Origin of the sequence: Pseudomonas sp. LjRoot71 (genome assembly GCF_964253255.1) — a bacterium.
Taxonomy (GTDB): Bacteria; Pseudomonadota; Gammaproteobacteria; order Pseudomonadales; family Pseudomonadaceae; genus Aquipseudomonas.
The window spans coordinates 442,747-456,632 of the sequence record NZ_CAXURA020000001.1 but is presented as its reverse complement, the minus strand read 5'-3'; the positions used below and the strand labels follow the sequence as shown (position 1 = coordinate 456,632).

Annotated in this window: 12 protein-coding genes; 11 read left to right on the top strand and 1 reads right to left on the bottom strand. The window is 61.7% G+C overall.

Annotated elements, in window-relative coordinates; all coding sequences use genetic code 11:
• Positions 1-64 precede the first annotated feature (64 nt).
• The 5 genes from dinG to pdxH all read left to right on the top strand — a co-directional run bounded on the left by dinG (position 65) and on the right by pdxH (position 7,319).
• Positions 65-2,209, top strand: coding sequence for an ATP-dependent DNA helicase DinG (gene dinG, locus ACSQ17_RS02230; RefSeq protein WP_436067409.1), 2,145 nt, complete (start codon positions 65-67; stop codon positions 2,207-2,209).
• A 136-nt stretch (positions 2,210-2,345) separates the two neighbouring features.
• Positions 2,346-4,547, top strand: coding sequence for a beta-agarase (locus tag ACSQ17_RS02225; protein ID WP_436067408.1), 2,202 nt, complete (start codon positions 2,346-2,348; stop codon positions 4,545-4,547).
• A 114-nt stretch (positions 4,548-4,661) separates the two neighbouring features.
• Complete coding sequence (locus tag ACSQ17_RS02220; RefSeq protein ID WP_436070413.1) at positions 4,662-5,807, top strand: serine hydrolase domain-containing protein; 1,146 nt, start codon at positions 4,662-4,664, stop codon at positions 5,805-5,807.
• A 94-nt stretch (positions 5,808-5,901) separates the two neighbouring features.
• Positions 5,902-6,582 carry an OmpA family protein gene (locus ACSQ17_RS02215; protein ID WP_436067407.1) on the top strand — a complete coding sequence of 227 codons (681 nt, stop codon included), beginning with the start codon at positions 5,902-5,904 and terminating at the stop codon, positions 6,580-6,582.
• Positions 6,583-6,671: 89 nt separating this feature from the next.
• Complete coding sequence (gene pdxH / locus ACSQ17_RS02210) at positions 6,672-7,319, top strand: pyridoxamine 5'-phosphate oxidase (RefSeq protein ID WP_436067406.1); 648 nt, start codon at positions 6,672-6,674, stop codon at positions 7,317-7,319.
• Between the two features lie 7 nt (positions 7,320-7,326).
• Here the strand turns inward: pdxH and ACSQ17_RS02205 are convergent, their stop codons facing one another.
• Positions 7,327-7,563 carry a hypothetical protein gene (locus ACSQ17_RS02205; RefSeq protein ID WP_436067405.1) on the bottom strand — a complete coding sequence of 79 codons (237 nt, stop codon included), beginning with the start codon at positions 7,561-7,563 and terminating at the stop codon, positions 7,327-7,329.
• Between the two features lie 175 nt (positions 7,564-7,738).
• Here ACSQ17_RS02205 and ACSQ17_RS02200 point away from each other — a divergent pair, with 175 nt between their 5' ends.
• From ACSQ17_RS02200 to ACSQ17_RS02175, 6 genes are all read left to right on the top strand, one after another.
• Positions 7,739-8,200 carry a glycine zipper domain-containing protein gene (locus tag ACSQ17_RS02200; protein ID WP_233686047.1) on the top strand — a complete coding sequence of 154 codons (462 nt, stop codon included), beginning with the start codon at positions 7,739-7,741 and terminating at the stop codon, positions 8,198-8,200.
• Positions 8,201-8,510: 310 nt separating this feature from the next.
• Positions 8,511-11,303 carry a monovalent cation/H+ antiporter subunit A gene (locus tag ACSQ17_RS02195; protein WP_436067404.1) on the top strand — a complete coding sequence of 931 codons (2,793 nt, stop codon included), beginning with the start codon at positions 8,511-8,513 and terminating at the stop codon, positions 11,301-11,303.
• Entirely contained in the window at positions 11,303-11,635 is a 333-nt protein-coding gene (locus ACSQ17_RS02190; RefSeq protein ID WP_436067403.1) for a Na+/H+ antiporter subunit C, read from the top strand. The genes ACSQ17_RS02195 and ACSQ17_RS02190 overlap by 1 nt, the downstream gene beginning before the upstream one ends.
• On the top strand, positions 11,632-13,137 hold the full coding sequence (locus ACSQ17_RS02185) for a monovalent cation/H+ antiporter subunit D (protein WP_436067402.1): 1,506 nt from the start codon (positions 11,632-11,634) through the stop codon (positions 13,135-13,137). The genes ACSQ17_RS02190 and ACSQ17_RS02185 overlap by 4 nt, the downstream gene beginning before the upstream one ends.
• Positions 13,134-13,631 (top strand): Na+/H+ antiporter subunit E, encoded by a 498-nt coding sequence (locus tag ACSQ17_RS02180; RefSeq protein ID WP_436067401.1) that lies wholly within the window; start codon positions 13,134-13,136, stop codon positions 13,629-13,631. Before ACSQ17_RS02185 ends, ACSQ17_RS02180 begins: the two co-directional genes overlap by 4 nt.
• A complete protein-coding gene (locus ACSQ17_RS02175) occupies positions 13,616-13,885 on the top strand; it encodes a K+/H+ antiporter subunit F (protein ID WP_436067400.1) in 270 nt (89 codons plus the stop codon). The genes ACSQ17_RS02180 and ACSQ17_RS02175 overlap by 16 nt, the downstream gene beginning before the upstream one ends.
• The last annotated feature ends 1 nt before the right edge of the window (position 13,886 follow it).

The following is a 13,886-nucleotide window of genomic DNA, read 5'->3' as shown; positions in this document are numbered from 1 at the left end:
CGCGCTATGATAGCCGCCGATTGCAAACACTGAAAATTTATCCAGCCTTTCTCGCCAAGACCCCATGCTCAGTACTGAACTCAAGACCCAGATCCAGGGTGCCTATTCGCGTTTTCTCGAAGCCAAGTCGCTCAAGCCACGCTATGGCCAGCGTCTGATGATTGCCGAAATTGCCAAGGTGCTGGGCGCGATCACCACGGACGATGAAGGTCGCCGCCTCGGCGAGCCGGCGGTGGTGGCGGTCGAGGCCGGAACCGGTACGGGCAAGACTGTGGCCTATAGCCTGGCGGCCATTCCTACAGCCAAGGCCGCGGGCAAGCGTCTGGTGATCGCCACGGCAACCGTGGCGCTGCAAGAGCAGATCGTGCACAAGGACTTGCCCGATCTGATGCGCAACAGTGGGCTGAATTTCAGCTTTGCCCTGGCCAAGGGCCGAGGCCGTTATCTGTGCCTGTCCAAGCTGGATATCCTGTTGCAGGAAGGTCAGGCGCAGAGTGCCACCGCGCAGTTGTTCGAGGAAGAAGGCTTCAAGATCGATGTCGATGAGCAGAGCCAGAAACTGTTCACCGCGATGATCGAGAAACTGGCCGGCAACAAATGGGATGGTGACCGTGACAGCTGGCCGGAAGAACTGGAAGACACGCGCTGGTCGCAGCTGACCACCGATCACAGCCAATGCACCAACCGGCATTGCCCGAACTTTCAGCAATGCGCCTTCTACAAAGCGCGGGAAGGCATGGGCAAGGTTGATGTGATTGTCACCAACCATGACATGGTGCTGGCTGACCTGGCGTTGGGCGGCGGTGCAGTACTGCCGGACCCGCGCGACACCCTGTATGTGTTCGACGAAGGTCACCACCTGCCGGACAAAGCCATCGGCCATTTCGCTCATTTCACCCGCCTGCGCTCGACCGCCGACTGGCTGGAACAGACCGCCAAGAACCTTACCAAACTACTGGCCCAGCACCCCTTGCCCGGTGATCTGGGGCGCTTGATCGAGCAGGTGCCAGAACTGGCGCGGGAGATCAAAACCCAGCAGCAGTTCATGTTCGCCGCCTGCGAGCAGGTCGCCGAGTTCAAACCCGGTGAAGATATGGAAGGCCGCGAGCGCCCGCGCCATCGCTTTGTCGGCGGTCTGGTGCCGCCCCACCTGATTGAGCTGGGCACCGAGTTGAAAAAGGGCTTTTCCAAGCTCACTGACCTGTTCACCGGGGTGACTGAGCAGCTTAAAGAGGCCATGGATGGTGAGGCCACGGTCGGTATCGCCAGCCATCAGGCCGAGGAGTGGTACCCGCTGTTCGGCAGCCTGCTGGCGCGCGCCCAGGGCAACTGGGAACTTTGGCTGGCTTTCACCACGGAAGACCCGGAGGAAAGCCCGCCCATGGCGCGTTGGCTGACGCTGGCGGAAAGCGGCGCGCTGTTCGACATCGAAGTCAATGCCAGCCCGATCCTTGCTGCGGAAACCCTGCGGCGTAACCTGTGGAACGTTGCCTATGGCGCGCTGGTGACCTCGGCCACGCTGACCGCGCTGGGCACCTTCGAGCGTTATCGTATGCGCGCGGGTTTGCCCAAGGTCGCGGTCACTGCCGTAGTGCCAAGCCCATTCCACCACGCCGACGCCGGTGTGCTGCGGGTGCCCAACCTGAACGCCGATCCGCGCGATGCGGTCGCGCATACGGCGGCGATCATTCGCGAACTGCCGGGGCTGGTCGAAGGTTCGCGCGGCACCCTGGTGCTGTTTTCCTCGCGCAAGCAGATGCAGGATGTGTTCGATGGCCTGGAGCGAGACTGGCGCAAGCGGGTGTTTATCCAGGGCAACCTGTCCAAACAGGAAACCCTGAACAAGCACAAGGCGCGGGTGGATTCCGGTGAGGAAAGTGTGTTGTTCGGCCTGGCCAGCTTTGCCGAGGGGGTCGACCTGCCGGGAGCCTATTGCGAACACGTGGTGATTGCCAAAATTCCCTTTGCCGTGCCGGATGATCCGGTCGAGGCCGCGCTGGCCGAATGGATCGAAGCGCGCGGCGGCAACCCGTTCATGGAAATTGCCGTACCGGATGCCTCGCTGCGTCTGGTGCAGGCCTGCGGACGCTTGCTGCGGACTGAAGCGGATCGCGGCATCATTACCTTGCTCGACAGGCGGGTGGTGACTCAGCGTTATGGCAAGTCGATTCTCAATGCCTTGCCGCCTTTTCGCCGGGAAATCAGCTGAGCGATGAACCTGTCGCGCTGGCTAACGTCTGAACGCCACACCACAATGGCCATGTTGTACAACCAAGCCAAGTTGCCACGGCGGGCGCTCTACCCGTAGTGGTCGTGATCATGCTGTAAGTCGAGGAGTGAGGTTCGTGAAGGTTAAGCGCAGGCTGCAGGCGGGCGTTCTGGTATCAGCTTTATTGGGTTTTTGCAGTGCAGCCTTGGCCACGGAGCGACAGGAGCTGTTCAACTTCGTCCGGCCGCTAGACGCCGTACAAGTGACCACGCAGGACGCTGAACTGCCCAATCGCATTGGCGAACCGACCCCGCAGGGCGAAGTATTGCGCCGGGTGACCTTCCATCCGGCAGCGCAACCGAGCCTGCGCCTGACGCCGCAAAGCGGCAGCTGGGATTGGTCGCAGCAGACGTTGGTCAGCCTGCGGCTGCAAAATGCCATGGACTGGGCGCTGACGCTGGATGTACTGGTTGAGAGCAGCGATGGCCAGCGCCTGACCACGCGTATCGCCTTACCGGCTGGCCCGGCGCAAACCCTGCTGATTCCGCTCAAGGCCACTTCGCCGCGCGATCAGGGCATGCGTGCTGGTGTGCCGCCCTGGACACACAAGGGTCAGCGTCTGTTGCTGGCGGACACCGTCAGTGGTGCGTTGGACCTGAGTAAGGTCAGCGCCGTTACCGTGTCGATTCCGCAGCCGAAAGCGGCGCAACATATCCTGATCAGCCAGTTTGGGGTGAGCAGCGAGCAGCTGTCGGCGGCAGCCTATGCCGGCATCGTCGACAGTTATGGCCAGTTCACCCGCGCCGACTGGCCGGATAAGGTCAAGAGCGACGAGCAACTGCAGCAGGCCATCGGCCAGGAGCAGAAGCAGCTGCAAGGCTGGTTGGCCGAGCGTCCAGCGCAGGACAAGTTCGCCGGCTGGACGGGCGGTCAGCCGTTCGAGGCCAGCGGTTTTTTCCGTACGGAAAAACGTGACGGTCGTTGGTACCTGGTGACGCCCGAGGGCAACCCGTTCTACTCGCTGGGCGTGAACGCCGTGACCACCCAGCAGAGCGCGACCTATGTCGAGGGGCGTGAGGCGATGTTCAGCGCGCTGCCACAAACGGGCGAAGCGCTGGCCGCATACTCCGGCACTGCCGATAGCCGCAGTGATACTGGTGCCAATCAGGGCCGGGCTTATGCCAGCGGGCGCTGGTTCGACTTCTACAAGGCCAACGTGCACCGCAGCTACGGTCAGTTTGACGCCGCCGCCTGGCGTTCGCGCAGTCAGGACCGCCTGCAGGCCTGGGGCTTCAACACCCTGGGCGGCTGGAGTGAGCCGACTTTTGCTGGCGATGCCCGGATGCCGTTCACCCTCTCGCTGTCGATCCGTGGCGATTACGCCACCATCAGCACCGGTGTCGATTGGTGGGGCGCGATGCCGGATCCGTTCGATCCGCGTTTTGCCATGGCCACCGAACGGGCTGTGGCGATTGCCGCGCGTGACCATCGCGACAACCCCTGGTTGCTGGGTTACTTCGCCGACAACGAGCTGGCCTGGGCCGGCCCGGCGGATGACCCCAACGGCCGATATGCCCTGGCTTACGCCACGTTGCGCCTGACCACCGATGTGCCGGCAAAGCGGGCCTTCCTCAAACAGTTGCGCGACAAGTACCGGAACCACAATGGTCTGTCCCGCGCCTGGGGTATCGAGCTACAAGCCTGGGAGCTGATGGAAGATCCAGGGTTCCAGGCACCGTTGCCGAGCGCCGAATTTCCAGCCATCGAGCAGGACATGCAGACCTTCCTGCGCCTGTACGCGGAAACCTACTTCAAGACCATTGCCGACTCGCTTGACTGGCATGCGCCCAACCACTTGCTGCTGGGCGGCCGTTTTGCCAGCAGCATCCCCGAGGCGGTGAGTGCCTGCGCACGCTTCTGTGATGTGCTGAGTTTCAATCTCTACACCCGTGAACCGCAGCAAGGTTATGACTTTGCGGCATTGCGGCAGCTGGACAAGCCAGTGATGGTCAGTGAATTCCACTTCGGCTCGCGTGATCGCGGGCCTTTCTGGGGCGGTGTGGCCGAGGTTTACAAGGAAGAAGAGCGTGGCCCGGCCTATGCGCACTTTCTCAGTAAGGCCCTGGAAGAACCACAGGTTGTCGGTGTGCACTGGTTCCAGTACCTCGATCAGCCGGTTACCGGTCGCCTGCTGGATGGTGAAAATGGTCACCTGGGCCTGGTTGCCATCACCGACCGCCCTTGGCAGGGCTTTGTCAAAACGGTGCGCAAAGCCAACCTGGGCGTGCCGAACTTGCTGCTTAAGCCCATCCCGGCGAGTGCGCCTGAGAAGCCGTAACGCGCTATTCGCCAGGCTGATAATGGGGTTGCCAATCTTGCGCCGGGTTCACCGCCGGCGCCGGAGCTGGAACAATCCGCAGGCATTAAGCCAAGCATGAACGAGGAGAGGGTGGTGCAGATACAGGGTTATTTCGACCTCAAGTTCGAGGCGCTGCGCGATGGTTTTGCGGCGCTGTTTGATGAGCCGCAAGAGCGTGGCATGGCACTTTGTGTGCAGGTGGGCGGTGAAACCGTGGTCGATCTGTGGGCCGGTGTGGCCGACAAGGACGGCCAACAGCCCTGGCACAGCGACACCATTCTCAACCTGTTTTCCTGCACCAAAACTTTTACTGCGGTGACTGCGCTGCAACTGGTCGCCGAAGGCAAGCTGGAGCTGGATGCCCCCGTGGCCCGCTATTGGCCCGAATTTGCGGCGGCCGGCAAAGCAAAAATCACCCTGCGTCATCTGCTTAGTCACCAGGCCGGGCTGCCGGCCCTGCGTCAGATGCTGCCGGCCGAAGCCCTCTATGACTGGCAGGCCATGACCACCGCGCTGGCCGCCGAGGAGCCCTGGTGGTCACTGGGTGACGGCCATGGCTATGCGCCGATTACCTACGGCTGGCTGGTCGGTGAAGTGCTGCGCCGGGTTGAAGGGCGCGGGCCGGGTGAGTCGATTGTTGCGCGCATTGCCAAGCCGCTGGGGCTGGACTTTCACGTCGGCCTGGCCGACGAGGAGTTCGACCGGGTGGCGATCATTTCCCGTGGCAAGGGCAATTTTGGCGATGCGGCAGCCCAGCGCCTGCTCAAAACCATGATGAGCGAGCCTGCCGCCATGAGTACGCGGGCCTTCACCAACCCGCCGTCGATCATGACCAGCACCAACAAGCCCGAATGGCGGCGCATGCAGCAGCCGGCAGCCAACGGCCACGGCAATGCCCGCAGCCTGGCCGGTTTTTACACTGGCCTGCTCGATGGCAGTCTGCTGGAAAGCGAATTGCTCGACGAGCTGACCCGCGAGCACGCCGTGGGCGACGACAAGACTCTGCTGACCCGCACCCGCTTTGGTCTGGGCTGCATGCTGGATCAGCCCGAGGTGGCCAATGCCACCTATGGCCTCGGTCCACGGGCCTTTGGTCATCCTGGCGCGGGTGGTTCGATTGGTTTTGCCGACCCGGAACGGGACGTAGCCTTCGGATTTGTCACCAATAACCTGGGACCGTTCGTCTTGATGGACCCCCGTGCGCAGAAACTTGCGCGTCTATTGGCTGATTGTTTATAGCCAGCTCGGCTAAACTGCGGCGCAACATGGCATGGCCTGCTGTTCGTGCAGGCCATCGCCGGCTTCTTTTTGTTTATCACGATGTGGATTCCCGATGCTCGCCAACAGAACTCTCGCCATTGCCCTGTGTGTCCTGATCAGCGGCTGCAGCCTGTTCGAAAAGTCCGAAAAACCTGCACCGAAAGTCGTCGCCATGCCGCCACCGGCAGTGACTCAGGCCTGGTTGGATGTGTATGAGCCGAAGGTGCGCGAAGCCATCAAGGGCACCCACTTCGAGTTCGAGCGCCGGGAAAACCTGCTGGTGGTCACCGCGCCGGTACAAGGGTCATTCAACCCGGACCGTCCACATATGATGCTGCCGACTACCCTCGGCCCGTTGAGCCGCATGGCCAAGCTGCTGGAGAGTGATGAAACCATTGGTGTGCTGATTCTCGGCCATGCTGATAGCAGCGGTGAAGTGAATGCCAACCGCGAACTGAGCCAGCAGCGCGCCCGTGCGTTCACCTCGATCTTCCGCCTCAGTGGTCTCAAGCAGAACCGTCTGATGGTCAAGGGGCTGGGCTCGGACATGCCGCGTGCCGCCAACGACAGCCAGGAAGGCCGTGCGCTGAACCGCCGGGTGGAAATCCTCCTGACTTCGAAAGACACCCTCAACGCCCTGATCGCCAAATACAGCCAGCCGCTCCCGGCTGCTGCGGTCGCTACGGTCAAGCCGGTTGCCGACAAGAACGCCAAAACCGTCGCCAAGGCCGACAAGCCAGCCAGCAGCCAATAGGCTGCTGCGCAACCGGGTGTTGCCGCAGATCAAGCCAAATAGAGCGCTCGCGGGTAAGCTAGGGCGCATCTGTTCAAGAGGATTTGCCGATGACCCAGACCCTGGCTGACATGCGCCGTGACTACACCCGTGACGGCCTGAGCGAAGCACAAGCACCGCTTGAGCCGTTTGCGCTGTTCGAGCAATGGTTTGCCGATGCAGTCAAGACCGAGCAACCGCCGGTCGAACCCAATGCCATGACCTTGGCGACTGTGGATGGCGAAGGTCGTCCGCACTGCCGGGTTCTGTTGCTCAAGGGCCTGGATGCACGCGGTTTCACCTTCTTCAGCAACTACGACAGCGCCAAAGGCCAACACCTGGCCGCCAATCCGTTTGCCGCCATGACCTTTTTCTGGCCTAGCCTGGAGCGTCAGGTGCGCATCGAAGGGCGTGTCGAGCGGGTGACGGCGGCAGAGTGCGATGCTTATTTTCAGGTGCGCCCATTGGGCAGCCGTCTGGGGGCCTGGGCTTCACCGCAGAGCCGGGTGATTGCCGATCGTGCCGAGTTGGAAGGGCTGCTGGCGCAGACCGAGCAACGCTTTCTGGATCGCACGCCACACTGTCCGCCGCACTGGGGCGGCTATCGCCTGCTGCCAGAGCGGATCGAATTCTGGCAGGGGCGCTCCAGCCGTCTGCATGATCGCCTGAATTTCCGCCTGCACAACGACGCCTGGCTGCGTGAGCGCCTGGCGCCCTGATGCTGCTCTAGTCTTCGCAATACTGCGCGGCGGCCTGTTCCAGCCAGGCGGGCAGGGCGTTGCGCTTGATGCCGGCCGCTTGGGCTTCACGCAGGCGCTCAAGCATGTAACTGCGTTTCGCCGGCGAGTCGCCAGCCAGCGACAGCGCCAGATCACGGTCGCCCCAGCGCTTGATGCGCACATACAGCCACCAGTGAAAGTAAAGCCCGGCAACGCTGGTGATGACGACGATAAAGTAATCCATAAGCCCCCCAAATCAGGTTCTAGCTTAGGCCACGCGGCGGTTAGCCCTGAACGTGGCACAGTGTCGCGCCACGCTTCTGGCATGCTGTCGGGGTAAAGTTTTGCGGCAGATTGTCGAGTGACATATAAGCCCCGCAGGCGTTCTAATGGATACCTGCCCAATTGGAGAACTGATCATGCGTAAACCCTTGCTGTTGGTTGCCTCGTTTGCTGCGTTGGCCCTGCTGGGTGGCTGTGCCTCCAGCCTGACCGGTGATACCTATTCGCGCGACGAGGCGCGTACCGTACAGACCGTGCGCATGGGCACCATCGAAGCGCTGCGTCCGGTGAAGATCGAAGGCACGAAAACCCCTATCGGTGCCGGTGCCGGTGCAGTGATCGGCGGTGTCGCCGGCAGTGGTGTGGGTGGTGGTCGCGGCAGTGCCGTGGCGGCGGTGATTGGCGCAGTGGCGGGTGGCCTGTTGGGTGCCATGACCGAAGAAGGCCTGACCCGTACCCAGGGCGTGGAAATCACCGTGCTGGAAGATGACGGCAGCATGCGTGCCTATGTTCAGGCGGTGGAAGAAAATCAGATCTTCCGTGTCGGTGAGCGTGTGCGCATCATGACCGTCAATGGCACCAGCCGCGTTACTCACTGAGTGACGCAAAAACCGGATCAGTCGTAAGGCTGATCCGGTTTTTTTATGGCTGTTTTTCAGCCTGTTCAGTGGTTTGCCCGGTTTGTATGTGGGGCGTATTGAGCTTTTAGTAATAATTCTATCCATGACGGTTAGACGATAGTTATGGATAATCGCTGCCGCGTTGCGTTGCTGCGCGTTCGCTGTTGGGCGGTGTAATACTTCTGTGCCGGCTGCGTTGCAGATAGGTTCTGTAGCGAGCAGCCCATAAGCAGGTTTGGCAGTCAGCCAGCCAGGTGCGTGTGCCTGGTTCGTATTAAGGGGTTTTTCTATGACGCTTGCGCTGATCATCGCCTTGCCGTTTCTCGGCATTCTTCTGCCATTACTGGCCGAGCGTTTTGGGCGTTCTGCTTGCGCCATGGCGACTGCCGTGGCCCCTCTGATTGCACTGGCTCTGCTGCTGTCCCAGCAGGCTGCGGTATTTACCGGTGAGCCTCTGGTGGCTCGTCTTGACTGGCTGCCTGCGCTGGGCCTGAACCTCAGTCTGCGCCTGGATGGCCTGGGTTTTCTGTTTTCCTTGCTGATTCTCGGCATCGGCCTGCTGGTCATTCTTTATGCCCGTTATTACCTGTCGGACGCTGAGCCGATGGGGCGCTTCTTTGCCTTCCTGCTGCTGTTCATGGGCGCCATGCTGGGTGTGGTGCTCTCGGAAAACCTGCTGCTGATGCTGATGTTCTGGGAGCTGACCAGCTTGTCGTCGTTCCTGCTGATCGGTTTCTGGGGGGCACGTTCGGATGCCCGGCGCGGCGCGCGCATGTCCCTGACCGTGACCGGTGGTGGTGGCCTGGCGCTGCTGGCCGGCATTCTGCTGATCGGTCATATGGTGGGCAGCTTTGAGTTGAGTGAGGTGCTGGCCGCTGGCGAGCTGATTCGTGGTCATGCCCTGTATCCGCTGGCGCTGATTCTGGTGCTGCTGGGGGTGTTTACCAAGTCGGCGCAGTTTCCATTTCATTTCTGGCTGCCGCATGCCATGGCGGCGCCAACCCCGGTGTCGGCTTATCTGCACTCGGCGACCATGGTCAAGGCTGGAGTGTTTCTGCTGGCCCGCCTGTATCCGGCTCTGGCCGGTTCGGAGTGGTGGTTCTACCTGGTCAGCATGACCGGTCTGGTGACGTTGCTGGTCGGTGCCTGCATGGCGTTGTTCCAGCATGACCTCAAGGGCCTGCTGGCCTATTCGACCATCAGTCATCTGGGCCTGATTACCTTGCTGTTCGGCCTGGACACCGATCTGGCCACGGTGGCTGCGGCGTTCCATATCATCAACCACGCCACGTTCAAGGCTTCACTGTTTATGGCGGCGGGGATCATCGACCATGAGACGGGCACCCGCGACATGCGCCGTATCAACGGCATGTGGAAATACATGCCGCATACCGCGCTGCTGGCCATGGTGGCGGCCTCGGCGATGGCGGGAGTGCCGTTGCTCAATGGCTTCCTGAGCAAGGAAATGTTCTTCAGCGAAACCCTCAACCAGCACCTGCTGGGCAGCTTTAACTGGGTGATTCCAGCGGTCGCGACCTTGGCCGGGGTGTTTGCTGTGGCCTATTCGCTGCGTTTTATCCATGACGTGTTCTTCAATGGTGAGCCGATCGACCTGCCGAATTACCCGCCACATGAGCCGCCGCGTTACATGAAGATTCCGGTGGAGATTCTGGTGTTCCTCTGCCTGTTGGTGGGGGTGGTGCCGGCGTACACCGTGGCGCCGTTATTGGCCGTCAGCGCCTCGGCCGCTCTGGGTGGCGATCTGCCGAGTTACAGCCTGGCGATCTGGCACGGTTTCAACCTGCCGCTGCTGATGAGTTTTGTCGCCTTGCTCGGCGGGTTGCTGGTGTATGCCTGCCGTAAGCCGTTGTTTCGCTGGTATGAGGGCTTGCCGAGTATTGATGCCACGCAGGTCTTCGAGCAGGCGATGCGCAGCCTGAACCTGCTGTCGCGCAGCATCACCGGGCGTTTGGAAAATGGCTCGCAGCAGCGCTATCTGGGCTGGATGCTGGGCGCGGCGCTGCTTTTGGTGGTGGTGGCCCTGAGCCCGCTGGAGCAGTTGCAGGGGCCGTTGGCTCTGACCCCGATAGACGCTATGACGGCTCTGGGCATGGCCATTTTGTGCCTGGCCGCACTGTTTACCGTAGCGTTCCACCGGCAACGCCTGGTGGCACTGATGATTCTCGGGGCGGCCGGCTTGATGGTGGCCTTGGGCTTTGCGCGTTTTTCGGCCCCGGACCTGGCCCTGACGCAACTGTCGGTTGAGGTGGTGACCATCATCCTGCTGATGCTGGCGCTGTACTTTATGCCCGATCGCACCCCGGCCGAGTCCAGCAGCCTGCGCGTGCTGCGTGATCTGGGCATCGCCGGCGGTGTGGGCCTGCTGATTGCGCTGCTGGCCTATGCGGTGATGACCCGGCCTTATCAGAGCATTGCCGGGTTCTTCCTGGAGAACAGCGTGCCGGGTGGCGGTGGCACCAACGTGGTGAACGTGATTCTGGTCGACTTCCGCGGCTTCGATACCCTTGGCGAGATCAGCGTGCTGGCGATTGCAGCTGTCGGCATCTATGCGCTGCTGTACGGCTTGCACCTGCCGCACCCGGAGCGTGATGCGCAGGGACGGCTGTGGTCCACCGACAGCCACCCGATGATCCTCGACAAGCTCTCGCGGGTGCTGCTGCCGATGGCGCTGCTGATCTCGGCCTTTATCTTCCTGCGTGGGCATAACTTGCCCGGTGGTGGCTTTATTGCCGGGCTGATCACGGCCGTGGCGCTGATCCTGCAATACATCTCCCATGGCGTGACCTGGACGCAAACCCGTCAGCCCCTGAGTTACCACGCCATGGCCGGCAGCGGCGTATTGCTGGCCGCATTGACCGGATTGGGCAGTTGGCTGTTCGGTTATCCGTTCCTGACCACCAGCTTCGGTCACTTCGCGATTCCGCTGATCGGTGAGATCGAGTTGGCCACTGCCTTGCTGTTTGACCTGGGGGTGTACCTGGCGGTCGTCGGGGCCACTTTGCTGATCCTTTCCAATATCGGCCATGTCAGTCAGGACGAGTCCAGCAAGGAGGTACTCTGATGGAGTCGCTATTTGCAATCACCCTGGGCGTATTGGCGGCCACTGGCACCTACTTGCTGCTGCGTGCACGGGTTTTCCCGGTGGTGCTGGGGCTGACGCTGCTCTCGTATGCGGTCAACCTGTTCCTGTTTGCCATGGGCCGCCTGGTGACCGGCGGAGCTGCGGTGATCGGCTCCGGCAGCAGCCAGTATGCCGACCCGGTGCCGCAGGCACTGGTGCTGACCGCGATCGTCATCGGTTTTGCCATGACCGCCTTTGTCGTGGTGCTGTCACTGCGCGGTTTGGGTGAGCTGAAGACCGACCATGTCGACGGTGAGGAGCCGCGCACATGAACCATTTGTTGATTCTGCCGATTCTGTTGCCGATGTTGATGGGCGCTGTGCTGCTGGTCGCCCACCGCATGGGCAAACCGGCCCAGCGTGTGCTGTCGCTGTTGGCAACCTGGGCCCTGGTGCCGGTGGCGGTGGCCCTGTTGCTGCTGGCCGGGGATGATCAGTTGCGGGTGTATGCCCTGGGTAACTGGCAACCGCCGTTTGGCATCATCCTGCTGCTGGATCGCCTGAGTGCCGTATTGCTGCTGCTAACGGTGCTGCTGGGCGGGTTTGCCGTGCTGTATGCCTGCCGTGGTGATGACGAGCGCGGTCCGAACTTCCATGCCTTGTTCCAGTTCCAGTTGCTCGGTATCAACGGCGCGTTTCTCACCGGTGACCTGTTCAACCTGTTTGTGTTCTTCGAGATTCTGCTGATTTCCTCCTACGCCTTGCTGGTGCATGGCAACGGCGCGGCGCGGGTGAGAGCAGGGATGCACTACGTGGTGCTGAACCTGCTGGGTTCTTCGTTCTTCCTGATCGGGGTGGGTGTGCTGTATGGCCTGACCGGTACGCTGAACATGGCCGATCTGGCTGCCAAGGTTGCCGCTGCCGATCCCGAGCAGGCCCCGCTACTGGCCGCCGCAGGTTATCTGCTGCTGGTGGTGTTTGCCCTCAAGGCAGCCATTCTGCCGTTGTACTTCTGGCTGCCGCGTGCCTATGCCTCGGCCAGCGCGCCGGTGGCGGCGCTGTTCGCGATCATGACCAAAGTCGGCCTGTACGCGATTCTGCGTGTGTTTACCCTGATTTTCGGCAGCGCTGCCGGGGCGTTGGCCAACCTGGCCCATGAGCTGCTCTGGTGGCTGGCGGCCCTGACCATCGCCGCCGGGGTGATCGGCGTGCTGGCTGCGCGGCAGTTGCAGGTGTTGCTGGCATATCTGGTGGTGGTTTCGGTGGGCACCCTGTTGGCCGGTATGGCCCTGGGCAGTGCGGCAGGCCTGGGCGCGGCGCTGTTCTACCTGCTGCACAGTACGCTGGTGGCGGGTGGGCTGTTCCTGCTGGCCGACCTGGTGGTGCGCCAGCGTGGCAGTGCCGGTGGCGAGTTGTTGCAGCAACAGGCGCTGCGTCAGCCACTGCTGCTGGGCGGATTGTTCTTTGCTGCCGCCATCTCGGTAGCCGGCTTGCCGCCGTTTTCCGGGTTTCTCGGCAAGGTCATGCTGCTACGTGCCGTACCGCTGGACGGGCAAGCGCTGCTGCTCTGGCCTCTGCTGCTGATCGGCGGGTTGGGCCTGCTGATTGCGTTGAGCCGTGCCGGCAGTGCGCTGTTCTGGGCGGGCAGCACGCAACCTGCCTCAACGGCCGACAAGGCCGACCCGATCCGGTTGCTGGCGGTGTGTGGATTGCTGTTGGGTAGCGTGGTGCTGGTGCTGGCTGCTCAGCCGATCACCGCGTACTTGCAGGCCACGGCCGATCAGTTGCTGAACCTGCAACCCTACCTGGCCATTATTCCCGGAGGTGAGGCATGAAGCGCTGGCTGCCCCATCCATTGCTGACGCTGCTGTTGACCCTGATCTGGCTGCTGTTGGTGAATACCTTCAACCTTGGACAACTGCTGCTTGGGGCTTTGCTGGGCTGGGGAATCACCCTGTTGACCCGCAACTTCCTGCTTGATGTGCCGTCGGTGCGCAAGCCGCTGCTGCTGTGCAGGTTTATGCTGCGGGTGTTCTGCGACATCGTGGTGGCCAACCTGCATGTGGCCAAGCTGGTGCTCGGACCGCGTAGCCGGTTGAACCCGGCATTTGTCGAAGTGCCCATGGCGATCGAGAACAACTTTGTCCTCGCGGTGCTCGCCAGCATCGTTTCATTGACCCCAGGTACGGTGTCGGCCGGTCTCAGTGCCGACCACAAGACCTTGCTCTTGCACGGTCTGGATGTTCCGGATGTACAGGCCCTGATCGATGAAGTGAAGAGCCGTTACGAAGCGCCGCTGCTGGAGATATTCGAATGCTTGCCTACGTAATTCCGCTGTGCATGTGCCTGCTGGGCGGTGCTGCGCTGCTTAATATGCTGCGCCTGTTGCAGGGGCCGAGCATGCCCGATCGGGTGCTGGCGCTGGATACCCTGTACATCAACGGCCTGGCCATTGTGGTGCTGTTTGGTATCTGGCTGAACTCCAATGTGTTCTTCGAAACCGCGCTGCTGATCGCTGTCATGGGTTTTGTCAGCACCGTGGCAGTGGGCAAGCATCTGCTCCACGGCGACATCATCGACTGAG